The following is a 25,208-nucleotide window of genomic DNA, read 5'->3' as shown; positions in this document are numbered from 1 at the left end:
GCCAATGGCTGCGGACGGTCTTTCGTAATACTGCTGAGACGCGGAAGATCCTCAGGCGCGACCTCGCGAGTTGTTCGCCAGGTCGTACCACGTTTCGGCGTAGCCTGGGCCCTCGCCCGGGACGTCGGCCGGGCTGGCGCCCGGGTCAGGGGCACCGAACTCGTCCACGCCCAGGAGCGGCGCCGTGACCGGCTTCTCCGGGTGCTGGTGGATCTCGCCCGGGAAGTGGCAGGCCACCTTGTGCTTCTTGCCGATCTGCAGCAGCGGCGGCTCGACCACGGCGCAGATGTCCTTGGCGATGGCGCAGCGGGTGCGGAAGTGGCAGCCCGAGGGCGGGTTGATCGGCGAAGGTACATCACCCTCCAGCCGGATCCGCTCGCGGCGGCCGCCGATCGCGGCCTGCTTCACGTCGGGCACCGCCGAGAGCAGCGCCTGCGTGTAGGGGTGGTGGGCCCGCTCGTAGATCGACTCTCGGTCGCCGATCTCCACGATCTTGCCCAGGTACATCACCGCGACCTCGGGACAGAAGTGACGAACGATGGCAAGGTCGTGAGCGATGAACAGGAAGGAGATGTCGAACTCCTTCTGCAGGTCCTGCAGAAGGTTGATCACCTGGGCCTGGATCGACACGTCGAGCGCGGAGACCGGCTCGTCGGCGACGAGCAGCTTCGGCTGCAGAGTCAGCGCCCGGGCGATGCCGATGCGCTGGCGCTGGCCGCCGGAGAACTCGTGCGGGTAGCGGTTGTAGTGCTCGGGGTTGAGGCCGACGATCTCGAGCAGCTCCTGGACCCGGCTGAGCACCTTGTCCTTCGGCACCATCTTGTGGATCCGCAGCGGCGCGCCGATGATCGATCCGACCGTGTGCCGCGGGTTCAGCGACGTCGACGGGTCTTGGAAGATCATCTGGATCTCGCGCCGCATCGGGTGCAGCTGGCGACCCGTGTAGTTGGCGATGTCGGTGCCCTCGAAGTCGATCTTGCCTTCGGTGGGCTTGTAGAGCCGCGTGACCATCCGACCGGTGGTGGACTTGCCACAACCCGACTCACCGACGAGGCCGAGGGCGGTGCCCTTGGCGACCTCGAAGGAGACCCCGTCCACGGCCTTGACGTGGCCGACCGTACGCCGGATCACGCCGCTGCCCTTGACCGGGAAGTGCATCTTCAGGTTCTCGACCGAGAGCACGGTCTGCGTGCTCGCCGGCGCGACCGAGGCCGCGGTGGCAGTCGTGGTGTCGCTCATCAGTCCTCCACCAGGTCAGGGGCGATCTCGGGCAGGATCTCTGCCTCGTAGACCTCATCGGCGTTCTTGATGTGGCAACGCTTGACGTGGTTGCCACCGCTGTTGGCGGGGGTGAGCTCGGGCAGGGTCGTCCGGCACAGGTCACCGCCGACCTTCGCGACGTGGTCGCAGCGCGGCTCGAAAGCGCATCCCGGCGGCGGGTTCAGCAGCGACGGCGGGTTGCCCCGGATCGGGATGAGCTTCGCCTCGGTCGACGCGGTCAGATCCGGCACGCTGGAGAGCAGACCCCAGGTGTAGGGCATCTCCGGGTTGGTCAGGATCTCCTTGCCCGGGCCGTACTCGACCGCACGGCCGGCATACATCACGAGTACGTCGTCAGCCATCTCCGCCACGACGCCGAGGTCGTGGGTGATGATGATGATCGCCGCGTCGAAGTCGCGCTGCAGGTCTTGGAGCAGGTCGAGGATCTGCGCCTGGACGGTCACGTCGAGAGCCGTGGTCGGCTCGTCTGCGATGAGCAGGCTGGGGTTGTTGATCAGCCCCATCGCGATCATCGCGCGCTGGCGCATACCGCCGGAGAACTGGTGCGGGTAGTCGTCCACGCGACGGTCGGGCTGCGGGATGCCGACACGGTCGAGCATCTCGATGGCGCGCTTGCGCGCCTCCTTCTTGCTCACGTCGTTGTGGACCTGGTAGGCCTCCATGATCTGGTTGCCCACCGTGTAGTAGGGGTGCATCGCGGAGAGCGGGTCCTGGAAGATCATCGCCACGTCGCGGCCGCGGCGCCTGCGCATCTCCTCGTTGCTCACCTTGAGCAGGTCGACCCCTTCGAGCAGGATCTCGCCGCTGAGCTTGGCGTTGGTGCCGCGGTGCAGCCCCATGATCGCCGAGCTGGAGACCGACTTGCCGGAGCCGGACTCGCCGACGATGCCGAGCGTCTTGCCGCGCTCGAGGTCGAAGGAGAGGCCGTCGGTCGCCTTGACGATGCCGTCGGAGGTGGAGAAGTGGACCTTCAGGTCCCGCACCGAGAGGAACGCGCCGTCCTTGGCCGGCGTTGTCCCGGGCGTCTTGGAGAGGTCAGTCATGGATCAGCTCCCGGGTCAGGCGACGCGCACGCGCGGGTCGATGAAGGCGTAGAGGATGTCGACGATGATGTTCGCGATGATCACCAGGGCGCCGAGGAGAAGCACCAGCCCCACGATCGTGGGCAGGTCGAAGGTCTCGTTCGCGGTCACCGCGAGCTTCCCGAGGCCGTAGTAGTTGAAGACATCCTCGGTGATGATCGCGCCACCCAGGACGGCGGCGAAGTCGAGGCCGAACATGGTCACCAGCGGGGTCAGAGCGGCGCGCAGGGCGTGCTTGAAGAGCACCTTCGGACCCTTGACACCCTTGGACCTCGCGGTGCGGATGTAGTCCTCGCTCATCGACTCGAGGACGAAGGCTCGAGTCATGCGTACGTAGCCGGCCATGTAGACCACCGCGAGCGTGAACCCGGGGAGCAGCAGCTGGAGCAGCCACTGCCCGACGCCGCCTTCGGCGATGGGTACATAACCTGGTGCTGGGAAGATCCCCCACTTGATGGCGACGAAGTTGATCAGCAGTGCGCCGACGAAGAACGTGGGGAACGCGTAGAGCGCCAGCGTTCCTCCGACGACGCCGCGGTCGAGGAGCGAGCCCTTGACGACGGCGGCGAGCACTCCGAACAGCACACCGAAGACGACCCAGATGACGACCGCGACCAACGCGATGGAGATCGAGATCGGCGCGGCCTCCGCGATCTCGTCGTTGACGGTCATCTGCAGCTGCTGGGAATAGCCCAGGCACGGGGCGGCACACTCGGTGACCAGCTCGGGGTTGGCCTCGCGCATCTTCTCGTCGGCGGGGTACTCGCGGCCGACGGCCACGCCCTTGAGGAAGCTGCCCCACTGCACGACCAGCGGCTGGTCATAGCCGAGGGCCTGACGGGTCTCCTCGATGCGCTCGGGAGGGCAGTTCTTGCCACACGAGAACTGCGCCGGGTCGACCGGGTTCTTCATGAACAGTGCGAAGACGATGAAGCTCATCGCCACCAGCATGAGCAAACCGACGATCACGCGCCGGATGATGTAGGCGACCATCGGTGGGTCTCACCTTCATTGTGATCGGCCGGACCACCGTCTTGGGGTGTCGTCCGGGGGGAATCGTGTCCAGGTACATGGTTGGAGGCGGGGCTCTGGCGAGCCCCGCCTCCAAGGTCAGGACGGATCACGCCGTCCCAACGGTGTTGCGGAGCTGAAGGATCAGTCCTCGACGTCGATGCTCGCCAGGTCCGGGTAGGACGAGGAGGCGTCGGTGGTGACGAAGTCCTTCACCTTGGAGCCGCGAACCCAGTTGAAGGTCGCGATCTCCAGCGGGATGTAGGCGACGTCCTCACCCATGACCGCGTCTGCCTCCTGGAGGAACTTGTTCTGCTCCTCGATGGTGGCGGAGTTGGCGGCCTGGTCGAACAGCTTGTCGACCGCAGGGTTGCTGTAGTTACCGTAGTTCTGACCGTTGGTGGTCTTCTCGATCTGACGGCTGTCGAACAGCGCGGCGGTGACGGTCATCGCGGAGCCCCAGTCGGCACCCCAACCGCCCCACATCACGTCGGCCTTGTTGGACGGCTTCTGGATGTTGGAGTAGTAGACGTCGCCCAGCGGGTCCAGGGTGACCTTGAAGCCGGCGGCCTCCCAGCCCTCGACCAGCGCAGCAGCCTGCTTGTCGAGGGTGTCGCTCTGGGGGTAGGTGAAGGTGATCGGGTACGGCGTCTTGACACCGGCGTCGGTCAGGATCTTCTTCGCCGCGGCCGGGTCGCCCTTGAGGTTACGGTCCTTGTAAGCCGGGTTGGGCACGTAGCCCGGGACGGCCGGGTTCACGACCGAGTCGGCCGGGGTGTAGGCCTTCTCGCCACCGCCGGCGGCGATCCAGGACTCGACGTCGGTCGCAACGGCCAGCGCCTTGCGAACGTTCGGGTCCTTCATCTGGTTCTGGTTCGGCACCAGGTAGTCGACGTAGGGCGACTGGACCTGGACGTAGCGGTCCTTGACACCAGCCTCGGTGAGACGCGGGAAGAACTCCGGCGGGACGCGCGAGCCGCTGACGATGGTCGCCTGCGAGTCGGGGCTGTCGGAGAAGAGCTTCTCGTAGATCGTCGACGCCTTCTCACCGAACTTGAAGACGATCTTGTCCGGCTTCGCCTCACGGAGCGACTTGTCGTCGGTCTCGGGGTCGTACTCGTCGTTGCGCACCAGGGTGCCGCCCTTCTGGGCGTTCCACGACTCGACCTTGTAGGGGCCGTTGGAGAAGATCTTGTCGTCGTTCTTGGCACCCTTGTCGAAGGACTTCTTGTAGGGGTCCATCATGTGCAGCGACGAGATCGCCAGCGGGAAGTCGGGCCACGGCGTCTTGAACTTGTAGGTGATGGTCTTGCCGTCGCAAGTCACCGCCTGGTCGAAGTCGGCCTGCTGCTCCGGGGTCGCAGCGTAGGGACCGGGGTACTCGCCCTTGAGGGCGAGCTTCGAGGTCAGGTAGAAGCCCGGACCACCGGTGAGCTCGTCGGCGGCGAAGTTACGCGAGGCGCCGTAGGCGAAGTCCTCACACGTGATGTCGGAGCCGTCCTCCCACTTCACGCCGTCCTTGATGGTGAACGACCAGGTCTTGGCGCCGTCGGCCGAGGTGCCCTCGTCGGTCGCCAGGTCAGGGATCGGCTTGCTCGAAACCTTGGGGTCGGTCGACGACGGGTTCGAGAGCAGCTTCCGGTAGACCAGACGCGTGGTGTGCGAGATGGTCTCACCGACGTAGATGCGCTGCGGGTCCAGGTGGTCGATCGGGTCCTCGGCGACGATGGTCAGCGTCTTCCCGGAGCTCGAGCCACCGCCGTCCCCGCCGCCACAGGCGGCCAGGCCCAGCGAAAGGCCGAGCACGCCAGCGGCGCTGACCGCTACGTACTTAGCTCGCTTCTTGAGCATTCGTTTCTCCTTGGTGTGGTCGCCGTCAGCCTCTGACAGCTGACGCCGTGACGGTGCCCCGGGCGGGTCACCTGTGTGTGTTCGGAGCCCCGAGGCTCACCTGTCACCCTTGGGGTCAAGGGCGTCTCGCAACCCGTCCCCGAGAAGGTTGAACGAGATCACGATGGTCGCGATCAGGATCGCGGGCATGAAGAAGTAGAACGGGTCGACCTGCGCGTACTTCAGGGAGTCCGCGAGGACGTTACCGAGCGTGGGAGTCGGGGGCTTGACGCTGACCTGGAGGTAGCTCAGCGCGGCCTCCGCCGAGATGTAGGCGGGCATCATCAGGGTGACCAGGACCAGCAGCGGCGCCCACAGGTTCGGCAGGATCTCCTTGAAGTAGATCCGCGGCTTGGAGGCACCCAGCACGATCGCGGCCTCGACGAACTCTCGTTGCTTGATCGAGAGCACCTGGCCCCGGACCACCCGGGCGGTGCTGGTCCAGCCGAAGATCGCGAGCACCACGGTGCAGTAGATCCCCTGGGCCAGTGGTCCGTTGTCCAGTCCCGTCACCTGCTGCACGAGCTCGAGACCGAGAGCCGAGAGCGCCAGCAGCATCAGCGTCGAGGGGAAGGAGAGGGTGAGGTCGGTGAATCGGCTCAGGATCGCGTCCATCCAGCCACCGCTGAAGCCGGCGATGATCCCGATCACCGCGCCGATGACCACCGAGAGGATCGCGGCGGTCAGCGCGATCATCAGCGAGAAGGTGATCCCGTACCAGAACCGCGACATCGCGTCGCGGCCGGTGCCGGGCTCCACGCCCAGCGGGTGGGAGGCGCTCGCGCCACTCCAGCCGCCCTCGGGGATCGTGTTTGCATCGAGCAGATCCTGGTTGTAGCTGAACGGGTCCAGCACGCCCATCTTGACGAGAAGCGGGGCCAGGATCGCGGCAACGACCACGAGGACGACGACGGTCAGCGACACCATCGTCAGCTTGTCCTTGCGGAGCCGCATCATCGCCAGCTTCATCGGCGACTTGCCGGCGATCGCCTTCGCCTCTCCCGGCGCGGCGGGAGGTGTCGATCCACCCGAGAGTTCTTCACCTTCGAACACGGTGGCCGATTCGCTCATGGTTCCTCTGTCTAGTCGTCATTTTGTGGGTGCCGCCGTCGCATGGCAGCGTCCGACCCACGAGGTCGACGGAGGGAACTCTATGTGATCCCTTTGCCCGGATGGACCCCTGACCGGTAACGATCCGATTTCATCCAGTGATACGTCGGATCGGGAGGCCTTCTCGCAATTCGGCACCGAACGGCAAGAGTCTCCGGGACCGACGGATCGGTCCCGGAGACTCTGTTGGATTTGCCTGAGGTGACCTCAGTTCGCCGATTCGGCCTCGGCGGCGGCCGGAGCCGCCGGCTTCGCGTCGACGCCGGCCTCCTTGCGCTGCTCGGGAGTGATCGGCGCCGGGGCGGCGGTGAGCGGGTCGTAGCCGGCACCCGTCTTCGGGAAGGCGATGACGTCGCGGATCGAGTCGGTGCCGGCCAGCAGGGCGACGACGCGGTCCCAGCCGAAGGCGATGCCGCCGTGGGGCGGGGCGCCGAACTTGAACGCCTCGAGCAGGAAGCCGAACTTCTCCTCGGCCTCCTCCTCGCCGATCCCCATCAGGTCGAAGACCCGCTTCTGGACGTCCTCGCGGTGGATACGGATCGAGCCGCCGCCGATCTCGTTGCCGTTGCAGACGATGTCGTACGCCCAGGCGACCGCGTTGCCGGGGTCCTTGTCGAAGGCCTCGACGTCCTGCGGGCTGGTGAAGGCGTGGTGGACCGCGGTCCACTCCCCCGCGCCGACGGCGACGTCACCGGACTCGACGGCCTCGGAGGCGGGCTCGAGCAACGGCGCGTCGACGACCCACAGGAAGCTCCACTCGCCGTCCTTGCGGAGGTCGAGGCGGTTGCCGATCTCGAGGCGGGCGGCACCGAGCAGGGAACGGCTCGACTTGGGCGTACCCGCGGCGAAGAAGATGCAGTCACCGGGGTTCGCACCGACGTGGGCCGCCAGTCCGGCGGCCTCGGTCTCGGAGAGGTTCTTGGCGACCGGGCCGGTCAGCGAACCGTCCTCCTGGACCAGGACGTACGCCAGGCCCTTGGCGCCACGCTGCTTGGCCCAGTCCTGCCAGCCGTCGAGCTGGCGCCGCGGCTGGCTGGCGCCGCCCGGCATCACCACGGCACCGACGTAGGGCGCCTGGAAGACGCGGAACGTGGTCTCGGAGAAGTAGTCGGTGCACTCGGTGATCTCGATGCCGAAGCGCAGGTCGGGCTTGTCCGAGCCGTACTTCGCCATCGCGTCGGCGTAGGTCATCCGCGGCAGCGGGAGGGGTACGTCGTAGCCGATCAGCTTCCACAGCGCGGCGACGATCTCCTCGCCGAGCGCGATCACGTCGTCCTGCTCGACGAAGCTCATCTCGATGTCGAGCTGGGTGAACTCCGGCTGACGGTCGGCGCGGAAGTCCTCGTCCCGGTAGGCGCGGGCGAGCTGGTAGTAGCGCTCCATGCCGCCGACCATGAGCAGCTGCTTGAACAGCTGCGGGGACTGCGGCAGGGCGTACCACGAGCCCGGCTGCAGACGCGCCGGGACCAGGAAGTCACGGGCACCCTCGGGAGTGCTGCGGGTCAGCGTCGGGGTCTCGATCTCGACGAAGTCGTGACCGGCGAGCACGTCGCGGGCGGCCTTGTTGGCCTTCGAGCGCAGGCGGATGGCGTTGCCGGGCGCGGTGCGGCGCAGGTCGAGGTAACGGTGCTTGAAGCGTACGTCCTCGCCGACCTCGACATGGTCGTCGATCGGGAACGGGAGAGCTGCCGAAGCACTGAGGACCTCGAGGTCCTTGGCGACGACCTCGATCTCGCCGGTGGCGAGGTTGGGGTTGCGGTTCTCCTCGGTGCGCGCGACCACCTCGCCGGTGACCTTGATGCAGTATTCGTTGCGAAGGTGGTGGGCGATCTCCTCGTCGCGGACGACGACCTGGACCACGCCGCTGGTCTCACGCAGATCGAGGAACGCGACCCCGCCGTGATCGCGTCGGCGGCCTACCCAGCCGGCGAGGGTCACGGTCTGGCCGACGTGCTCGGCACGCAGGGTGCCGGCGTCGTGGGTGCGGATCACTTCTTCTCCTCGGTGTTCGCGACGACCTGGGGCTTCAGGTCGCTCTCGTTCTGGGGCGTCCAGGTCGCCGGGTCGGCCGGGACCTGGTCGCCGGTGCGGATGTCCTTGATCTCGTAGCCGCCTTCGGTGGCGAAGAGGACGTACGGGATGCCGCGGCGCTCCGCGAAGCGGATCTGCTTGCCGAACTTGGCGGCGTTGGGCGAGACCTCGCAGGCAACATTGTGGGCGCGCAGGGCCTGGGCCGCCTCATCGGCGCTCGCCCGGCTCTCCTCGTCGGCGACCGCGACCAGCACGGTGCTCGGGACCTTGCGGTCCCCGTCGAGCACGCCCTTCTGCACGAGCGGCACCAGGACCCGGCTGACGCCGAGCGAGATCCCGACGCCCGGGTAGGTCGTCTTGCCGTCGCTGGCGAGCGCGTCGTAGCGACCACCCGAGCAGATGCTGCCCAGGGACTCGTAGCCGTCCAAGCGGGTCTCGAAGACAGTGCCGGTGTAGTAGTCGAGGCCGCGGGCGATGGAGAGATCGGCCACGACGCGTACGGACTCGGTGTTGAGCGGCGCGGTGGCGTTGATCAACGTGGCCAGCTCGGACAGGCCCTCGTCGAGCAGCTCGCTCTCGACACCGAGGCCACGGACCTTCTCCACGAAGGAGTCGTCGGTGGCCGTGATCGTGGCGAGCTCGAGGCACTTGGCGGCCTGCTCGTCGGTCAGCCCCGCCTCGGAGACCAGCAGCTTGCCGACCTCGTCGGCCGGCATCTTGTCGAGCTTGTCGATGAGCCGCATGGTCTCCTCGACGTCGGGGGCGCCGAGACCGGCGTAGAAGCCCTGGATCAGCTTGCGGTTGTTGACCTGGAGGGTGAACCCGGGGAGGAAGGTCAGCTTGCCGAGCGCCTCGAGCATGACCCGGGCGACCTCGACGTCGTGGTGGAACGGCAGCGTGTCCCGCCCGACGATGTCGATGTCGGCTTGCGCGAACTCACGGAAGCGGCCCTCCTGCGGGCGCTCGCCCCGCCAGACCTTCTGGATCTGGTAGCGGCGGAAGGGGAACTCCAGCTTGCCGGCGTTCTCCAGCACGTAGCGGGCGAAGGGGACGGTGAGGTCGAAGTGGAGCCCCATCCCTTTGTCCCGACTGCTGTCGTCCTCCTGCAGCCGGCGCAGGACGTAGACCTCCTTGGAGGTGTCGCCCTTGCGCAGCAGCTGGTCCATCGGCTCGACGGCGCGGGTCTCGATGTTGCCGAAGCCGTGCAGCTCGAAGGTGCGGCTCAAGGTCTCGATGACCTCGCGCTCGACGGTGCGCTGGCTCGGCAGGAACTCCGGGAACCCGGAGAGCGGTGTTGGCTTGTTCATGGTGTGGTGATCAGGTCCTGAAGAAACGGGTTGGTGGCGCGCTCGCGCCCGATCGAGGTCTGTTCGCCATGGCCGGGGAGCACCACGATGTCGTCGGCGAGAGGCAGCACCTTGGTGGTCAGGGACTGCAGCATCGTGGCGTGGTCACCGCCGGGAAGGTCCGTACGCCCGATACTGCCCGCGAAGAGCAGGTCGCCGGAGAACATCACGTCACTGACCTCGGCGTGGTCGGGGTAAGGAGTCCGGAAGGTGACCGACCCCTCGGTATGCCCGGGCGTATGGTCGATCAGGAAACTCATCCCGGCCAGGTCGATGGCCTGCCCGTCGCTCAGCTCGCGGACGTCGTCGGGCTCCACGAAGTCGTAGGTCCCCTCCGGCATGCCGAGCAGCATCTGCGCCGACTCCGCGGAGATGCCCTGGAGCGGGTCGGCGAGGAGGTGACGGTCGTTGGGGTGGATCCATGCGGTGGCGTCGTACGTCCTGCTCACCGGGGTCACGGACCACATGTGGTCGACGTGGCCGTGGGTGAGGAGCACGGCGACCGGCTTGAGGCGCTGCTCGCGGACGATCTCCTCGATGCCCTTCGCGGCGTCCTTGCCGGGGTCGATCACGACGCACTCGGTGCCCGGACCGGTGGCAGCGACGTAGCAGTTGGTGCCCCATGGACCGGCGGGAAAGCCTGCGATCAACACGAGAAACACCCTATCCAGCGGTACAGTGCAGCGCCGCATCGTGGCGTCTGACTACGATGGGCATCCCGAGGTGTGTCGGGACACCACGGGGACCTGCAAGTTGAGCCGACCGGGACTGTGACGAGCACGGTGTCCGGCGGGGGAGATTTCATAAGAGGTTAGCGCCTCATGCGAAGAGTAGGGACATTGTGACCAGCGAGCAGTGGGGTCGGGTCGAGGAAGACGGAACGGTCTACGTGAAGACCGCAGACGGCGAGCGTTCCGTGGGGCAATACCCGGAAGGCACGCCAGAGGAGGCGCTTGCCTTCTTCACCAACCGGTTCGACCAGCTCGCCTTCGAGGTCGAGCAGCTCGAGCGGCGGGTGCATGCGGGCAAGACGTCGCCCGACGAGGCGACCGCGGCGGTCAAGACCGTCGTCGAGAAGGTGACCGATGCCAACGCGGTCGGCGACCTGGCCTCGCTGGTGGCGCGGCTGGAGGCGCTGGCGCCGGTCATCGCCACCCAGCGCGAGGCGCGCAAGGCCGAGCGGGCCGCGAAGGCGGCCGAGGCGAAGGTCGCCAAGGAGGCCCTCGTCACCGAGGCCGAGAAGCTGGCCCAGAGCAACGACTGGCGCAACGGTGCCAACCGGCTGCGTGAGCTGCTCGACCAGTGGAAGGCGCTCCCCCGCATCGACCGCGGGTCCGACGACGCGCTGTGGCGGCGCTTCTCGACCGCGCGTACGGCCTACACGCGCCGTCGCAAGGCACACTTCGCCGAGCTCAACGCCCGACGCGAGGACGCCAAGGTGATCAAGGAGCGGATCATCGCCGAGGCCGAGCAGCTCTCCGCCTCCACCGACTGGGGCCCCACCGCCGGCCGCTACCGCGACCTGATGCGCGACTGGAAGGCCGCCGGTCCCGCGCCCAAGGACGTCGACGACAAGCTCTGGAAGCAGTTCCGTGCCGCGCAGGACGTCTTCTTCGGTGCTCGTGACGCCGCCAATGCGGCGCTCGACGCCGAGTTCGCCCAGAACGCCGTGGTCAAGGAAGGGCTCCTCGCCGAGGCGCAGGCGCTCCTCCCGCAGCTGGAGAAGGGCGACGACCTCGACGGCGTCAAGCGTTCCTTCCGTGACATCGCCGACCGCTGGGACGAGGCCGGCAAGGTCCCGCGCGACCGCATCAAGGAGCTCGAGGGCGCGATGCGCAAGGTCGAGCAGGCCATCAAGTCCGCCGAGGACGACCAGTGGCGCAAGTCCGACCCCGAGAAGTCCGCGCGTGCCGACGACATGATCGCCAAGCTCGAGGACGCCATCGCCCAGGTCGAGAAGGACCTCGACAAGGCCCAGGCCTCGGGTGACGCCCGTAAGATCAAGAGCCTCGAGGAGAACCTCGAGTCCCGTCGTCAGTTCCTGGAGATGGCCAAGCGCGCCAGCGCCGACTTCTCCTGACCCTCGTCGAGTCGGCTCGTCATGACGGGCCGACTCGGCGTTGGGTCACATACCGGCGCCGCCGTAGTAGTCGCCCCTGGCTGCGTTGTCGCGCTTGATGTTGCGTACGTCCTCGGCGTCGACGCCCTTGGGGGCCATGCCGATGGTGGTCCAGGCGAGGCCCAGGAAGAGAAGTACGCCGCCGATGATGAGGATCCAGGTGAACATGCCGTGCTCCCTCTGTCAGGCGCCCGAGTCGACGCGTTCGCTTTACCTTATAACGAACGAAGCGGCGCTGTTGTCCCCATGGAGGGCTTCCCCCCCCCCGCCTCGGCTACTGGGTGACGCGGTAGGCGTCGAAGACGCCGGGGACGGTGCGTACCTGCTTCAAGACGGTGTCCAGGTGTTTGGAGTCGGCCATCTCGAAGGAGAACCGGGACTTCGCGACGCGGTCGCGGGTGGTGGTGAGCTGGGCGCTGAGGATGTTCACGTGGGCGTCGGAGAGCGCCATCGTGATGTCCGAGAGGAGCCGGGCCCGGTCGAGCGCCTCGACCTGGATGTTGACCAGGAACACCGAGTTGGAGGTGGAGCCCCACTCGACCTCGAGCAGGCGCTCGGGGTGGGATCGGAGCTCGGCGGCGTTGGTGCAGTCGGTGCGATGGACCGAGACTCCCCCGCCCTTGGTGACGAAGCCGAGGATGTCGTCGCCGGGCACCGGAGTGCAGCACTTGGCCAGCTTGACCCACACGTCGGGTGATCCCTTGACGATCACCCCGGCGTCGGAGTTGGTGGCGGAGACCTTGCCGTGGCGGCGGCGCCCGACGTTGATGGCCTCGGCGAGGTCCTCTGCGGCGCCGTCGTCGCCGCCGTGGTCCTCGATGACACGGCGCACGACCGCCTGAGCGGAGAGGTGGCTCTCACCGACCGCGGCGTAGAGCGCCTCGACGTCGGCGAGGTCGAAGTGGTCGGCGGCGAGCATGAGCGACTCGCGCGACATCAGCCGCTTGAGGGGCAGGCCCTCCTTGCGCATGAGGCGGGCGATCGCGTCCTGGCCCTTCTCGATGGCCTCGTCGCGACGCTCGCGGGTGTACCACTGCCGGATCTTCGCCTTGGCCCGGTTGGACTTGACGAAGGAGGTCCAGTCCTTCGACGGACCCGCGTTGGGCGACTTGGAGGTGAAGACCTCGACGACGTCGCCGCTCTCCAGGGTCGACTCCAGCGGCACCAGCCGGCCGTTGACCCGGGCACCGATGGTCTTGTTGCCGACCTCGGTGTGGACGGCGTAGGCGAAGTCGACCGGGGTCGCGTCGGCGGGCAGGGCGATCACGTCGCCCTTGGGCGTGAAGACGTAGACCTCGGTGCGCTTCATCTCGAAGCGCAGCGACTCCAGGAACTCGCCGGGGTCGTTGACCTCCGACTGCCAGTCCATGAGCTGCTTGACCCAGCTCATGTCGTTGTCCATCGGCCGGTCGGTGTCGACACCGTTGCGGCCGTCCTCCTTGTACTTCCAGTGCGCGGCGACGCCGAACTCGGCGCGGCGGTGCATCGCGAAGGTGCGGATCTGCAGCTCCACCGGCCTGCCCTGCGGACCGATCACAGTGGTGTGCAGCGACTGGTACATGTTGAACTTCGGCATCGCGATGTAGTCCTTGAACCGCCCGAGGACGGGGTTCCACCGCGAGTGCAGGATGCCGAGGACGGAGTAGCAGTCGCGCTCGTCCTCGACCAGGATCCGGATGCCGACCAGGTCGTTGATGTCGGAGAAGTCCTTACCACCGACGATCATCTTCTGGTAGATCGAGTAGTAGTGCTTCGGGCGCCCGGTGACCGTTGCCTTGATCCGGGCGTCGTGCAGGTCGCGCTCGACCTGGTCGATGACCTGGGCCAGGAACTTCTCCCGCGACGGGTTGCGGTCGGCGACCAGCCGGACGAGCTCGTCGTACATCTTCGGGTAGAGGGTCGCGAAGGCGAGGTCCTCGAGCTCGAACTTGATGGTGTTCATGCCGAGCCGGTGGGCCAGCGGCGCGTAGATGTCGAGCGTCTCGCGAGCCGACCGCTCCTGGGACTTCTGCGGGACGTAGCGCAGCGTACGCATGTTGTGCAGGCGGTCGGCCAGCTTGATCACCAGCACCCGGATGTCACGCGACATCGCCACGACCATCTTGCGGATCGTCTCGGCCTGCGCCGAGTCGCCGTAGGTGACCTTGTCGAGCTTGGTCACGCCGTCGACGAGGTGGGCGACCTCCTCGCCGAAGTCGCGGGTGAGCTCCTTGAGCGTGTAGGGCGTGTCCTCGACGGTGTCGTGCAGCAGGGCCGCGACCAGGGTCGGCTCGGTCATGCCGAGCTCGGCGAGAATCGTGGTCACCGCGAGCGGGTGGGTGATGTAGGGGTCACCGCTCTTGCGCATCTGGGTGCCGTGCAGCCGCTCGGCGGTGACGTAGGCCCGCTCCAGAAGGGCCAGGTCGGCCTTCGGGTGGTTGGACCTGACCGCCCGGAAGAGCGGCTCGAGGACAGGATTGCCCGGCGCGCCACGTCCGCCGATCCGGGCCAGACGCGCACGGACGCTGCGGCCCGACGGAGCCGGGCCACTGCTCTCCCGCGCCTCGATGTTGTGCGCACGAGGCTGCGCGACGATGCGATCCTCTGCCATAACCAGAGTCTACCGGCCGCACCCGGAGCATTGGCTAGGACGGCACCTGCATACTGGACCTGTCAACTGACCAACAGCGAGTGCACCTGCGTGCCCGGCAACTTGCTGCGCGGATCGAGAAAGCCGAGCTCCAACAGCACCGAAACCCCGGCGACGACGCCGCCGCAACGCTCGACGAGCTCGATGGTGGCCGCGGCGGTGCCGCCGGTGGCCAGGACGTCGTCGATGACCAGCACCCTCTCCCCCGGCGCCACCGCGTCGGTGTGGATCTCGAGGGTGGCCTCGCCGTACTCCAGCGAATAGGAGACCGCGTGGGTCTCGCGCGGGAGCTTGCCGGCCTTGCGCACGGGCACGAAGCCGACGCCGAGGTGGAGCGCCGCGGGAGCACCGAGGATGAAGCCTCGCGACTCCATGCCGAGCACCTTGGTGACCGTGACGGTGCCGTCGGAGTCGCGCGCCGGGGAGGCGAGCGCCTCGACCACCTGGGTGAAGCCCGCGTGGTCGGCGAGCAGCGGGGTGATGTCCTTGAACCCGACGCCCGGCTCCGGGAAGTCGGGGACGTCGGCGACCAGCCGCTCGAGGGTCTCCTCGAGCGACCGGCCGCCGGCGGCCGTCTCGGAGAGACTCACTTCCGCTTCGACCTCGACTCGCGCTTGGGCTGCGGGCGCCCGGCGGCACCGCTGTCGCTCACCTCGCGGTGCGCGGAGGGGACGTTGCGCCCTCGCCCGAGCGCGGAGCTGTTGGGGCTGGTGCCCCGGCTCACGCCGGCCTCGTGCAGATCCTCGGAGGACGACTCGCGGAGCTCCTCCGGCTCGCCCTCGGCGACGGCCATGCGCTCGTCGAAGACCGGCACCGCGGCGTACTTGTCGGCTTCCTTCATCCGCGCGGCGGCCCGCTTCTCGGCGTCGACGATGTCCTTCTCACCCGACTTCAGGTGCACCAGCATCGGGGTGGCGATGAAGATCGAGGAGTAGGTGCCGACGGCCATACCGACGAACAGCACCAGCGAGATGTCCTTGAGCGAGGACGTGCCGAGCTGGACGGCGCTGACGTAGAGGATCGCGACGACCGGCAGCAGACCGACGATCGAGGTGTTGATCGAGCGCACCAAGGTCTGGTTGACCGCCAGGTTGGCGGCCTGGGCGTAGGTCTGCTTCTTCAGGGCCAGGTTGCGGGTGTTCTCCTTGACCTTGTCGAAGACCACCACGGTGTCGTAGAGCGAGTAGCCGAGGATCGTCAGGAAGCCGGTCACCGTCGCGGGCGTCACCTCGAAGCCGACGATCGCGTAGACGCCCACGGTCAGGAGCACGTCGTGCGCCAGGGCCACGACGGCCGCGACCGACATCTTCCATTCCTTGAAGTAGATCCAGATGAACGCGATCACGCCCAGCAGGAAGATGCCCAGCGCGAGGCCGGCCTTGGTGGCGACCCGCTCGCCCCAGCTCGGTCCGATGCCGGTGCGGGAGACGTCGTCCTCGGGCACGTCGGCGGTCGCGGTGATCGCCTTGATCATCGCCTGGTCGTCCTCGGACCCGTCCGGGATCGCCTCGGTCTCGATGACGATGGAGTCGGAGCCGGCAGTACGCACCGTGGCGCTGTCGGCCTCCTCGACCTCGGTCTCACCGATGACTCCGCGCAGCTCGTCGGCCAGCTTCTGGTCGGCGCCGTCGACCGAGACGGTGTAACGCGTGCCGCCGGTGAAGTCGATACCGAGGTTGAGCGGCCTGAGGAACATCCCGCCCACGATGACTGCGAGCAGCACGATCGACGCGGCGTACCAGATCTTGCGCTTGCCGACGAAGTCGAACGACTTCTCGCCGGTGTAGAGCTCCTTGCCGAGCCGCGAGAAAGAGAACTTGCTCATCAGGCCTTGCCTCCAGCCAGAGTGGTGCCCGAGCCGGGCATCATGCCGATCGCACGCTTGTCCATGCCCGAGAGGACGTGGCCCTTGTTGTAGAAGCCCCAGCCGGCCATGAGCTTGGTCATCGGGTGGGTGAACCAGAAGAACACCAGCACGTCGATGACCGTGGTCAGGCCGAGCATGAACGCGAAGCCCTTGACCTCGTTGGTCGCGAAGACGTAGAGCACGAACGCGGCCAGGAACGAGACGCCGTCGGAGGCAAGACAGGTGTTTCGTGCCCGCGGCCACGCGGTGTCGACGGCCACCCGCATGGAGCGCCCCTCACGCATGTCGTCACGCATCCTCTCGTAGAGGATGATGAACGAGTCGGCGGTGATGCCGATACCGACGATCAGACCGGCCACACCGGGCAGGTCGAGCGTGACGCCCGCGGTCTCGCTGAGCAGCAGGATCATGCCGTACGTCGCAGCACCCGCCACGGCCAGCGATCCGATCACCACGATGCTCATGCCTCGGTAGTAGAGGATCGAGTAGATCACCACGAGGATCAGACCGACGAGACCGGCCCACAGGCCGGCGGTGAGCTGGTTGCCGGCCAGCGTCGGGCCGATGACCCGGGTCTGGATGCCGTCGTCGGGGAAGTCGAGCGGCAGCGAGCCGTACTTCAGGTTGTTGGCCAGCGCGGCGGCGCTCTCCTGGGTGAAGTCGCCGCTGATCTGGGCACCGCCGCTGATCCGCGAGTCGGCGGTCGGAGCGGAGATGACCTTGGCGTCCAGGACGATCGCGAACTGCTCGCCGGTGCCGGCGATCGCGCCGGTGGTGTCGGCGAAGACCTTGTTGCCCTTGGACTTGAAGTCGAGCGTGACGACGTAGTTGGCCTGCTGCTGCGGGATGCCGTAGGAGGCCTCGTCGATCTCGGTGCCCTCGATGACCGCCGGGGTCAGCAGGTAGGGAACGCCGTCGTTGTCGCAGGTCAGCAGCGGCTTGCCGGGGATGTCCTCGGCGGGCTCGGCGCCCGGGGCCGGGCAGCTGAAGGAGTTGTAGGCGGTCGCCCACTCCTGCGGGACGTTGCGCATGAACTTGACCGCGTCGTCGACCTTCACGACCGCGTTGTCGTTCTGCTTCTCGGGTTCGGCGCTCGCGGAGGCCGACGGGCTGGCGCTCGGCTCGGTCTTCTCCGAGGCCTTGTCAGAGGCCTTGTCGGACGCGCTCGCGGTCTCGGTGGCGCTGGCGGTCTCGCCACCGAACGGCGCCCGCGGCGAGGTGCCGGGGACGGTGCCGGTCGAGGGGTCCTCGATCATAGAGCCGCCGGCGTCGGCGCCGGAGCCACACTGCGTCTGCGGGCTGCAGGCGACCAGTCGGAAGCGGAGCTTCGCGGTCTGGCGGACGCGCTCGGCGGTCTCCTGCTGCACCTTGCCGGTGCCGGGGATGGAGACCTTGATGACGTCGTTGCCCTCGGTGGTCACCCGGCCGCCGGTGATGCCGGAGCCGTTGACGCGCTGGTCGATGATCGCCTTGGCCTCGTCGAGGCTCTCCTTCGGGACCGAACCGCCCTCGGAGTTCTCTGCGGTCATCGAGATCTCGGTGCCGCCGCGGAGGTCGAGGCCCAGCTCGGGCTTCCAGGTGCCGGCGAACGCGATGCCGCCGAACATGATCGCGATCGCCAGGAAGAGCAGTGCGAGTGTCCGCCCTGGGCGCGCGGTCTTGCGTGCCATGAGTTCGGTCAGTCCTTCTTGTCGAGGTCCACGATGACGTTCTCGGCATCGGCGGAGGTCTCGTCGGCCGCAGCCTCGACCTCGGTCTCCTCGCCGGCCTCGTCGTCGGATTCGTCGGAGTCGCCGGCGGGCGCGACCTTCTGGGCCACGGCCTGGCGCACGACCTGGATGACGACGCCATCGGCGATCTCGACCTTGATGTTGGTCGTCGTCTCCTCGACCTCGGTCACGGTGCCGAAGAGCCCAGCGGTCAGCATCACCCGGTCACCCGGCTGGAGGTTGAGCTGGAGCTCTCGAGCCTCCTTCGCACGCTTCTGCTGCGGCCTGATCAACAGGAAGTAGAACAGGACGATGATGACGATAAAAGGAAGGAATTCCACGGGGGTTCGGCTCCGACAGTCTGAGTGGTGGCCGGCAAGCGCACGGCGACGTGCAAGTCTAACCAGGCACCTGGTTGGGACTGTGAATCAGGCCTCATCCCAGAGCGTGTCCCTGGACCAAGCCGCCGCCTCGGCGCTGGCCGGCACCGGCAGCCCGAGGTGCTCCCATGCTGCCGGGGTCGCGACGCGGCCCCGCGGCGTACGGGCCAGGAAGCCGCTACGTACGAGGAAGGGCTCGGCGACCTCCTCGACCGTCTCGCGCTCCTCCCCCACCGCGACGGCGAGGGTGGAGATGCCCACCGGACCGCCGCCGAAGCGGCGGCACAGGGCGTCGAGGACGGCCAGGTCGAGGCGGTCCAGGCCGAGCGGGTCGACCTCGTAGAGGTCGAGCGCCTTCTGGGCGACCTGCTGGGTGACCGTGCCGTCGGCCTTGACCTGGGCATAGTCGCGTACGCGGCGCAGCAGGCGGTTGGCGATGCGTGGGGTGCCGCGGGAGCGGCCCGCGATCTCGGCGGCGCCGTCGTCGCGGAGAGTGACGTCGAGCAGGCCCGCGGAGCGGCGCACGATCAGCTCGAGGTCTTGTGGGTCGTAGAGCTCCAGATGGCCGGTGAAGCCGAACCTGTCCCGCAGCGGCCCCGGGAGGAGGCCGGCTCGCGTGGTCGCGCCGACGAGCGTGAACGGCGGCAGATCGATCGGGATCGCGGTCGCGCCCGGGCCCTTCCCGATGACGACGTCGACGCGGAAGTCCTCCATCGCCAGGTAGAGCATCTCCTCGGCGGGGCGGCTCATCCGGTGGATCTCGTCGACGAAGAGCACCTCGCCCTCGTTGAGCCCGCTCAGGATGGCGGCGAGGTCGCCGGCGTGGGTGATCGCGGGGCCCGAGGTGATCCGCAGCGGCGCCGACATCTCGGCGGCGATGATCATCGCGAGGGTGGTCTTTCCGAGGCCCGGCGGCCCGGACAGGAGTACGTGGTCAGGGGCTCGCTCACGCTGCCTCGCCGCCTCCAGGACCAGGCTGAGCTGTTCCCGGACGCGTTGCTGGCCGATCAGCTCGTCGAGGCTCTTGGGGCGCAGCGCGGCCTCGACCGCCCGGTCGTCCCCGTCGGCCTCGGCGATGGTGAGCGAGGAGCTGTACCCATCAAAGCGGGAGTCCTCCTCGGCCGCGGTCAGGTCGTCCTCGTGCATGCGTCCTTATGCCTTCGAAAGAGTGCGCAGCGCGGCCCGCAGCAACAGCGAGATGTTGGCCTGGTCGCCGGCCTCCGGCTCGATGGCGGTGACCGCCTTGTCGGCGTCCCGGGCGTTGTAGCCCAGGCCGACGAGGGCCTCGGCGACCTGGTCGCGCCACGGTGCGGCGTCCGGCTGGGCGGCTGCGGGCGCCGAGGCGGTGCCCGCGGGCGCGCCGATCCGGTCCTTGAGCTCCAGGATCACCCGCTGGGCGCCCTTCTGACCGATGCCGGGGACCTTGGTCAGCGTCTTGGCGTCCTCGGTCGAGATGGCCAGCCGGATGCCGTCGGGCGAGAGCACCGCGAGCATCGCCTGGGCGAGCTTCGGGCCGACCCCGGAGGCGGTCTGGAGGAGCTCGAAGAGCGTGCGCTCGTCGGTGTCGGTGAACCCGAAGAGGGTCAACGAGTCCTCGCGCACGACCAGACTGGTCGGCAGGTGCGCCTCCTCGCCGGTGCGGAGCGTGGCCAGCGTGTTGGGGGTGCAGAGCAGCTCGATGCCGATACCGCCGACCTCGACGACGGCGGTGGAGAGACTGACGGCGGCGACCTTGCCGCGCACGGACGCGATCATCTACGTGACCCTTCTGTTGAGCGCTTCCCTGCCGCGGCCACCGCGGCTTCGATGCGGTTCTGGGCGCCTCCGCGCCACTGGTGGGTGATGGCCAGCGCGAGCGCGTCGGCGGCGTCGGCAGGCTTCGGCGGGGTCGGGAGCCGCAGGATCCGGGTCACCATCGCGGTCACCTGGGTCTTGTCGGCGCGGCCGTTGCCGGAGACGGCGGCCTTGACCTCGGACGGGGTGTGCAGGGCGACCGGGAGGCCGCGCCGGGCGGCACAGACCATGGCGAGACCGCTGGCCTGGGCCGTGCCCATGATCGTGGAGACGTTCGAGCGCGCGAAGATCCGCTCGATGGCGACCGCGTCGGGACGGTGCTCCTCGATCCAGGCGTCGATCCCCTTCTCGATGCTCACCAGCCGCTCCCAGACGGGAAGGTCGGCGGAGGTACGGATCACGCCGACGTCCACCATCGAGAGCGGCCGGCCGAGCGAGCCGTCGACCACGCCCATCCCGCACCGGGTCAGGCCGGGGTCGATCCCAAGCACGCGCACTGGAGCACCTCTTCCACAACGACTGAGCCGGCCGGGTGTCGAACGTCTGTTCGCAGACTACCGGTCGGCTGCTGCCTCCGGGCTCGCGACACCCTCATTCAGGAGGATGCGACGTGCACGGAGGCCCCGGGATCGAGGCGCCGTGCTCACAGGGTGTCGGTGCGTCGCTCCTCGACGGTCTCCGTACCGTCGGCGTGCCTCCGCCGCGCGACCGTGCGTGACCGACCGCCGGTGTTCAGGGTCACCGCGGTCAGGATCAGCACCAAGGCTCCGACAGCGGCCAGGATCCAGCCGATCATGGTCAGATCGACCCCGCTGACCGAGACGTGAACAGCCAACGCCAGGACAAGTCCGACGACGAGCAGAATAGCTCCTACGCCGTATCCCATCGTGTACTCCTTCCGGTGCGAACCGGCCCTCATGGCGGTTCGTGACCTTCCGGGTACCCAGCATCAGGCCCGAGAATGAGCCGGTTCGCCGTACGGCCCGGCCCCCAGCTCGACCAGCGGAGCGATCAGGCGTCGACGGTCTCCATGACCTCGTCGGGGACGTCGGCGTTGGAGAAGACGTTCTGCACGTCGTCGAGGTCGTCGACGGCGTCGATGAGCTTGAAGACCTTCTCGGCCGACGAGGCGTCGGCGACCGGGATGTCCATGCTCGCGACGAACTGGACCTCGGCGGAGTCGTAGTCGATCCCCGCGTCCTGGAGCGCGGTGCGGACCGCGACCACGTCGGAGGGGTCGGAGACGATCTCGAAGGACTCACCGAGGTCGTTGACGTCCTCGGCACCCGCGTCGAGGGTGGCCTCGAGCAGGTCGTCCTCGGAGACCTCCTTGCCCTCCTGGGCCTTCGCCACCACGACGACGCCCTTGCGGTCGAAGAGGCGCGAGACCGAGCCCGGGTCGGCCATGGTGCCGCCGTTGCGGGTGACCGCGGTGCGGACCTCCATGGCCGCCCGGTTGCGGTTGTCGGTCAGACACTCGATCAGGAGTGCGACGCCCTGCGGACCGTAGACCTCGTACATGATCGTGTCGTAGCTGACCCCGCCGCCGTCGAGCCCACCGCCACGCTTGACCGCGCGGTCGATGTTGTCGTTGGGGACCGACTGCTTCTTGGCCTTCTGGATGGCGTCGTAGAGGGTCGGGTTTCCGGACGGGTCGGGACCACCGGTCTTGGCCGCGATCTCGATCGTCTTGATGAGCTTGGCGAAGAGCTTGCCGCGCTTGGCGTCGATCGCCGCCTTCTTGTGCTTGGTCGTTGCCCACTTTGAGTGGCCGCTCATCGTTGAACCGTCCTTTGCCCCACGTCGTCGTCTCTGCTTGTCGAGCCGCCACCGGAGTCGTCACAGGGCAGCAGGTGCCCATTCTAACTACGTGCGGTCCGCCACCGTCAGCAGCAGGTGTCCAGGAACAGCCGGTGCAGCCGGTCGTCGGCGTTGACCTCGGGATGGAAGCTCGTCGCCATCAGCTGGTTCTGGCGTACGGCGACGGGGTGGCCCTCGACGCTCGCCAGCACCTCGACGCCGTCACCGATCTCCTCGACCCACGGCGCGCGGATGAAGACGCCGTGGACCGTGCCCTCCAGCCCGGTGACCTCCAGGTCGGTCTCGAACGACTCGGTCTGGCGCCCGAAGGCGTTTCGCCGCACCGTCATGTCGAGCCCGCCGATGGTCTCCTGGCCAACCGCTGCGTCGAGGAGGCGGTCGGCCAGGAGCACCATCCCGGCACAGGTGCCGAGCGCCGGCATCCCTGTGCGGACCCGCTCACGGAGCGGGTCGAGCAGCTCGAAGGTACGAGCCAGGCGCCACATCGCCGTCGACTCGCCGCCCGGGATGACGAGAGCGTCGCACGCGTCGAGCTCCTCCCGGCGGCGTACGGACGTGCTCTTCACACCCAGGCGGTCCAGGGCGGCGAGGTGCTCGCGGACGTCGCCCTGGAGGGCGAGGACGCCGACCGTGGTCACCAGCCGCGCTCCGCGAACTGGATCGACCGGGCCGGCTCGTCGACGTTGATGCCGACCATCGCCTCGCCGAGACCGCGGGAGACCTTGGCGATCACGTCGGGGTCGTCGTGGAAGGTGGTCGCCTTGACGATCGCCTCGGCGCGCTGGGCGGGGTTGCCGGACTTGAAGATGCCGGAGCCGACGAAGACACCCTCGGCGCCGAGCTGCATCATCATCGCGGCGTCGGCCGGGGTCGCGATGCCGCCGGCGGTGAAGAGGACGACCGGGAGCTTGCCGTTGGCGGCGACCTCCTTGACGAGCTCGTAGGGGGCCTGGAGCTCCTTGGCCGCCACGTAGAGCTCGTCGTCGGCGAGCGCGCCGAGACGGCGGATCTCGCGGCGGATCGTGCGCATGTGGGTGACCGCGTTGGACACGTCGCCGGTGCCGGCCTCGCCCTTGGAGCGGATCATCGCCGCACCCTCGGTGATGCGGCGCAGGGCCTCGCCGAGGTTGGTCGCGCCGCACACGAACGGCACGGTGTAGGCCCACTTGTCGATGTGGTTCTCGTAGTCGGCCGGGGTCAGCACCTCGGACTCGTCGATGTAGTCGACGCCCAGGGACTGCAGCACCTGCGCCTCGGCGAAGTGGCCGATGCGGGCCTTGGCCATGACCGGGATGGAGACGGCCTCGATGATGCCGTCGATCATGTCGGGGTCGGACATGCGGCTCACGCCGCCCTGGGCGCGGATGTCGGCGGGGACGCGCTCGAGCGCCATCACCGCCACCGCCCCGGCGTCCTCGGCGATCTTCGCCTGCTCGGGGGTGACCACGTCCATGATCACGCCGCCCTTGAGCATCTCCGCCATCCCGCGCTTGACGCGCGAGGTTCCCGTCTCATTCGTGCTTGTTGCCATGGTGCGATCGTAAGTCGGGATCGGACGTACGCCACCCTCGGAAAGGCCTCGTCAGGCCACTGTTGCCAAAGTGGACTGCTAGGAGGCCAGTGCCTGCACCGCTTCGGCCACCGCGGCCGGGGCACCGGCCAGGGACCAGAGGACGCCACCCGCCTCGACCTGGGCGGTGGTGCCGCCGGCACCGAGGACGAGAGCGGCCCCGGGGAGACGGTCCCAGTCGGGGACGGAGTGCTGGCAGAAGAGGTGGAGCTTGCCCTGGGCGATGGCGGTCAGGTCCATCGACCCCGACCCGAGGATCCGGATGGAGGCGGCCTGGCTCGCGACGCGGACGTAGGCCTCGCCGACCGGGTGCCGCAGCTTGGCCGGATGGAGGTAGGTCGTCAGGCAGGCCAGGGCGAGCGGCGTGTCGAGCACAGCGTCGAGCCGGATCCCGTTGCGGGTGGTGGGTAGCTCCGGTCCACCGACGTAGACAGCGTCCTCGGCCGGCGAGTAGACGGCGCCCAGGACGAGGTCGTCCCCGTCGGTCAGCGCCAGTGCGGAGCACCACCAGTCGAGGCCTCGGACGAAGTTGTAGGTGCCGTCGACGGGGTCGATGGTCCACACCCTGCCGGTGGTCGACTCACGGGCGGAGCCTTCCTCCCCGAGCACGCCGTCACCGGGGTGCTCGGACGCGAGCCGGTCGACGATGGCCTTCTCCGCGGCTTTGTCCGCGGCGGTCACCAGGTCGGAGACCGAGGTCTTGGCCTCGATCGAGTCGCCGATGCCCGCACTGCGCATCTTGGCGGCCAGCGCGCCGGCGCCACGGACGAGCTCGGCCGCCAGACGTACGTCTTCCGCGGTCGGCCTGGTCACGAGGCAGCCTCCTCGGCGAGGGCCTGCCTGCGGACGGTCCACACGCGCTGCCCGACGGTGATGGTCGAGGCGACGGCGAGGAGCCACAGCGCGATGTAGATGAGCAGGTCGAGGGAGAAGATGCCGGCGAAGCCGGTCAGTACCAGGACCAGGACGAGGCGGTCGGCGCGCTCGGCGATGCCGACGTTGGCGGTGAAGCCCAGCGACTCCGCGCGGGCGCGGGCGTAGGAGGTGACCGCACCCATCACCACGCACCACAGGGTCAGCGCGAGGTAGAGGTCGGAGTCGCCCGGTCCGGCGAAGTAGAGCGCCAGGCCGCCGAAGACCGCCCCGTCGCCGATCCGGTCGAGGGTGGAGTCCCAGAAGGCGCCGAACTTCGAGGAGCGTCCGACGGCGCGCGCCATCGCCCCGTCGATCAGGTCGCTGAAGACGAAGCACGTGATGAAGATCGTGCCGGCCAGCAGCTCGCCGCGGGGATAGAACGCCAGCGCCCCGATCGCCACTCCGATGGTGCCGACGAGCGTCACGGCGTCGGGGCTGATCTTCAGTGCGATGAACAGCCGGACGATGGGCGCGAGGACGACTCCCTGGACGAAGCCTTTGATGTGATCCAACATGGCGCGGCCACGCTATCGGAAACTGCCGAAACGGTCGTTGTGCACGCCGAATCGGTAGAAATGGTGGCCGAGACTTCACTAATGGCGCGCCGAATCGTTACTTGTGGGGGGGGCGAGTCGGTCGTTGTGGCGACCCCG

Annotated in this window: 24 protein-coding genes; 1 reads left to right on the top strand and 23 read right to left on the bottom strand. The window is 68.1% G+C overall.

The window, feature by feature from the left end:
- Window positions 1-51 precede the first annotated feature (51 nt).
- The 8 genes from ACFVDI_RS25575 to ACFVDI_RS25540 form a co-directional block, all read right to left on the bottom strand.
- Window positions 52-1,239 (bottom strand): ABC transporter ATP-binding protein, encoded by a 1,188-nt coding sequence (locus ACFVDI_RS25575; RefSeq protein WP_378911611.1) that lies wholly within the window; start codon window positions 1,237-1,239, stop codon window positions 52-54.
- On the bottom strand, window positions 1,239-2,324 hold the full coding sequence (locus tag ACFVDI_RS25570; protein WP_378911610.1) for an ABC transporter ATP-binding protein: 1,086 nt from the start codon (window positions 2,322-2,324) through the stop codon (window positions 1,239-1,241). Before ACFVDI_RS25570 ends, ACFVDI_RS25575 begins: the two co-directional genes overlap by 1 nt.
- Before the next feature lie 15 nt (window positions 2,325-2,339).
- Window positions 2,340-3,356 carry an ABC transporter permease gene (locus ACFVDI_RS25565; protein ID WP_378911609.1) on the bottom strand — a complete coding sequence of 339 codons (1,017 nt, stop codon included), beginning with the start codon at window positions 3,354-3,356 and terminating at the stop codon, window positions 2,340-2,342.
- A 162-nt stretch (window positions 3,357-3,518) separates the two neighbouring features.
- Complete coding sequence (locus ACFVDI_RS25560) at window positions 3,519-5,225, bottom strand: ABC transporter substrate-binding protein (RefSeq protein WP_378911607.1); 1,707 nt, start codon at window positions 5,223-5,225, stop codon at window positions 3,519-3,521.
- Window positions 5,226-5,321: 96 nt separating this feature from the next.
- Window positions 5,322-6,335: an ABC transporter permease gene (locus tag ACFVDI_RS25555; RefSeq protein ID WP_378911606.1), complete on the bottom strand. Its 1,014-nt coding sequence runs from the start codon at window positions 6,333-6,335 to the stop codon at window positions 5,322-5,324.
- Between the two features lie 246 nt (window positions 6,336-6,581).
- Window positions 6,582-8,366 (bottom strand): aspartate--tRNA ligase, encoded by a 1,785-nt coding sequence (gene aspS, locus ACFVDI_RS25550; protein ID WP_378911605.1) that lies wholly within the window; start codon window positions 8,364-8,366, stop codon window positions 6,582-6,584.
- Window positions 8,363-9,712, bottom strand: a complete 1,350-nt coding sequence (gene hisS / locus ACFVDI_RS25545) for a histidine--tRNA ligase (RefSeq protein WP_378911604.1) — start codon at window positions 9,710-9,712, stop codon at window positions 8,363-8,365. Before hisS ends, aspS begins: the two co-directional genes overlap by 4 nt.
- A complete protein-coding gene (locus ACFVDI_RS25540; protein WP_378911603.1) occupies window positions 9,709-10,404 on the bottom strand; it encodes an MBL fold metallo-hydrolase in 696 nt (231 codons plus the stop codon). The genes hisS and ACFVDI_RS25540 overlap by 4 nt, the downstream gene beginning before the upstream one ends.
- A 188-nt stretch (window positions 10,405-10,592) precedes the next feature.
- Here ACFVDI_RS25540 and ACFVDI_RS25535 point away from each other — a divergent pair, with 188 nt between their 5' ends.
- On the top strand, window positions 10,593-11,831 hold the full coding sequence (locus ACFVDI_RS25535) for a DUF349 domain-containing protein (protein WP_378911601.1): 1,239 nt from the start codon (window positions 10,593-10,595) through the stop codon (window positions 11,829-11,831).
- A 45-nt stretch (window positions 11,832-11,876) separates the two neighbouring features.
- Here ACFVDI_RS25535 and ACFVDI_RS25530 read toward each other — a convergent pair whose 3' ends face one another.
- The 15 genes from ACFVDI_RS25530 to pgsA form a co-directional block, all read right to left on the bottom strand.
- Entirely contained in the window at window positions 11,877-12,038 is a 162-nt protein-coding gene (locus ACFVDI_RS25530; protein ID WP_165111553.1) for a hypothetical protein, read from the bottom strand.
- 106 nt (window positions 12,039-12,144) lie between these two features.
- Window positions 12,145-14,460, bottom strand: a complete 2,316-nt coding sequence (locus ACFVDI_RS25525; RefSeq protein ID WP_378911600.1) for a RelA/SpoT family protein — start codon at window positions 14,458-14,460, stop codon at window positions 12,145-12,147.
- Window positions 14,461-14,522: 62 nt separating this feature from the next.
- Window positions 14,523-15,089, bottom strand: a complete 567-nt coding sequence (locus ACFVDI_RS25520) for an adenine phosphoribosyltransferase (RefSeq protein ID WP_378911599.1) — start codon at window positions 15,087-15,089, stop codon at window positions 14,523-14,525.
- Window positions 15,086-16,324: a protein translocase subunit SecF gene (gene secF / locus ACFVDI_RS25515; protein ID WP_378911598.1), complete on the bottom strand. Its 1,239-nt coding sequence runs from the start codon at window positions 16,322-16,324 to the stop codon at window positions 15,086-15,088. Before secF ends, ACFVDI_RS25520 begins: the two co-directional genes overlap by 4 nt.
- Window positions 16,324-18,036 carry a protein translocase subunit SecD gene (gene secD / locus ACFVDI_RS25510; RefSeq protein WP_378911597.1) on the bottom strand — a complete coding sequence of 571 codons (1,713 nt, stop codon included), beginning with the start codon at window positions 18,034-18,036 and terminating at the stop codon, window positions 16,324-16,326. The genes secF and secD overlap by 1 nt, the downstream gene beginning before the upstream one ends.
- Before the next feature lie 8 nt (window positions 18,037-18,044).
- The gene (yajC, locus tag ACFVDI_RS25505) at window positions 18,045-18,416 is read right to left on the bottom strand and encodes a preprotein translocase subunit YajC (RefSeq protein WP_378911596.1); all 372 of its coding nucleotides are present in this window, start codon (window positions 18,414-18,416) and stop codon (window positions 18,045-18,047) included.
- A gap of 87 nt (window positions 18,417-18,503) precedes the next feature.
- Window positions 18,504-19,601 carry a Holliday junction branch migration DNA helicase RuvB gene (ruvB, locus tag ACFVDI_RS25500; RefSeq protein ID WP_328530339.1) on the bottom strand — a complete coding sequence of 366 codons (1,098 nt, stop codon included), beginning with the start codon at window positions 19,599-19,601 and terminating at the stop codon, window positions 18,504-18,506.
- Window positions 19,602-19,607: 6 nt separating this feature from the next.
- Window positions 19,608-20,210: a Holliday junction branch migration protein RuvA gene (ruvA, locus tag ACFVDI_RS25495; RefSeq protein WP_378911595.1), complete on the bottom strand. Its 603-nt coding sequence runs from the start codon at window positions 20,208-20,210 to the stop codon at window positions 19,608-19,610.
- Complete coding sequence (gene ruvC, locus ACFVDI_RS25490) at window positions 20,207-20,746, bottom strand: crossover junction endodeoxyribonuclease RuvC (RefSeq protein WP_378911594.1); 540 nt, start codon at window positions 20,744-20,746, stop codon at window positions 20,207-20,209. Before ruvC ends, ruvA begins: the two co-directional genes overlap by 4 nt.
- A 146-nt stretch (window positions 20,747-20,892) precedes the next feature.
- The gene (locus ACFVDI_RS25485) at window positions 20,893-21,135 is read right to left on the bottom strand and encodes a DUF6458 family protein (protein ID WP_378911593.1); all 243 of its coding nucleotides are present in this window, start codon (window positions 21,133-21,135) and stop codon (window positions 20,893-20,895) included.
- Window positions 21,136-21,260: 125 nt separating this feature from the next.
- The gene (locus tag ACFVDI_RS25480) at window positions 21,261-22,028 is read right to left on the bottom strand and encodes a YebC/PmpR family DNA-binding transcriptional regulator (RefSeq protein ID WP_378911592.1); all 768 of its coding nucleotides are present in this window, start codon (window positions 22,026-22,028) and stop codon (window positions 21,261-21,263) included.
- 107 nt (window positions 22,029-22,135) lie between these two features.
- A complete protein-coding gene (gene pdxT, locus ACFVDI_RS25475) occupies window positions 22,136-22,708 on the bottom strand; it encodes a pyridoxal 5'-phosphate synthase glutaminase subunit PdxT (RefSeq protein ID WP_378911590.1) in 573 nt (190 codons plus the stop codon).
- A complete protein-coding gene (pdxS, locus tag ACFVDI_RS25470; protein WP_045551734.1) occupies window positions 22,705-23,601 on the bottom strand; it encodes a pyridoxal 5'-phosphate synthase lyase subunit PdxS in 897 nt (298 codons plus the stop codon). Before pdxS ends, pdxT begins: the two co-directional genes overlap by 4 nt.
- A gap of 78 nt (window positions 23,602-23,679) precedes the next feature.
- Window positions 23,680-24,453, bottom strand: coding sequence for an inositol monophosphatase family protein (locus tag ACFVDI_RS25465; protein WP_378911589.1), 774 nt, complete (start codon window positions 24,451-24,453; stop codon window positions 23,680-23,682).
- The gene (gene pgsA, locus ACFVDI_RS25460) at window positions 24,450-25,070 is read right to left on the bottom strand and encodes a phosphatidylinositol phosphate synthase (RefSeq protein WP_378911588.1); all 621 of its coding nucleotides are present in this window, start codon (window positions 25,068-25,070) and stop codon (window positions 24,450-24,452) included. Before pgsA ends, ACFVDI_RS25465 begins: the two co-directional genes overlap by 4 nt.
- Window positions 25,071-25,208: the final 138 nt, after the last annotated feature.

Origin of the sequence: Nocardioides sp. NPDC057767 (assembly GCF_042798275.1) — a bacterium.
Lineage (GTDB): Bacteria > Actinomycetota > Actinomycetes > Propionibacteriales > Nocardioidaceae > Nocardioides.
This window is presented reverse-complemented; position numbering and strand designations above follow the sequence as displayed.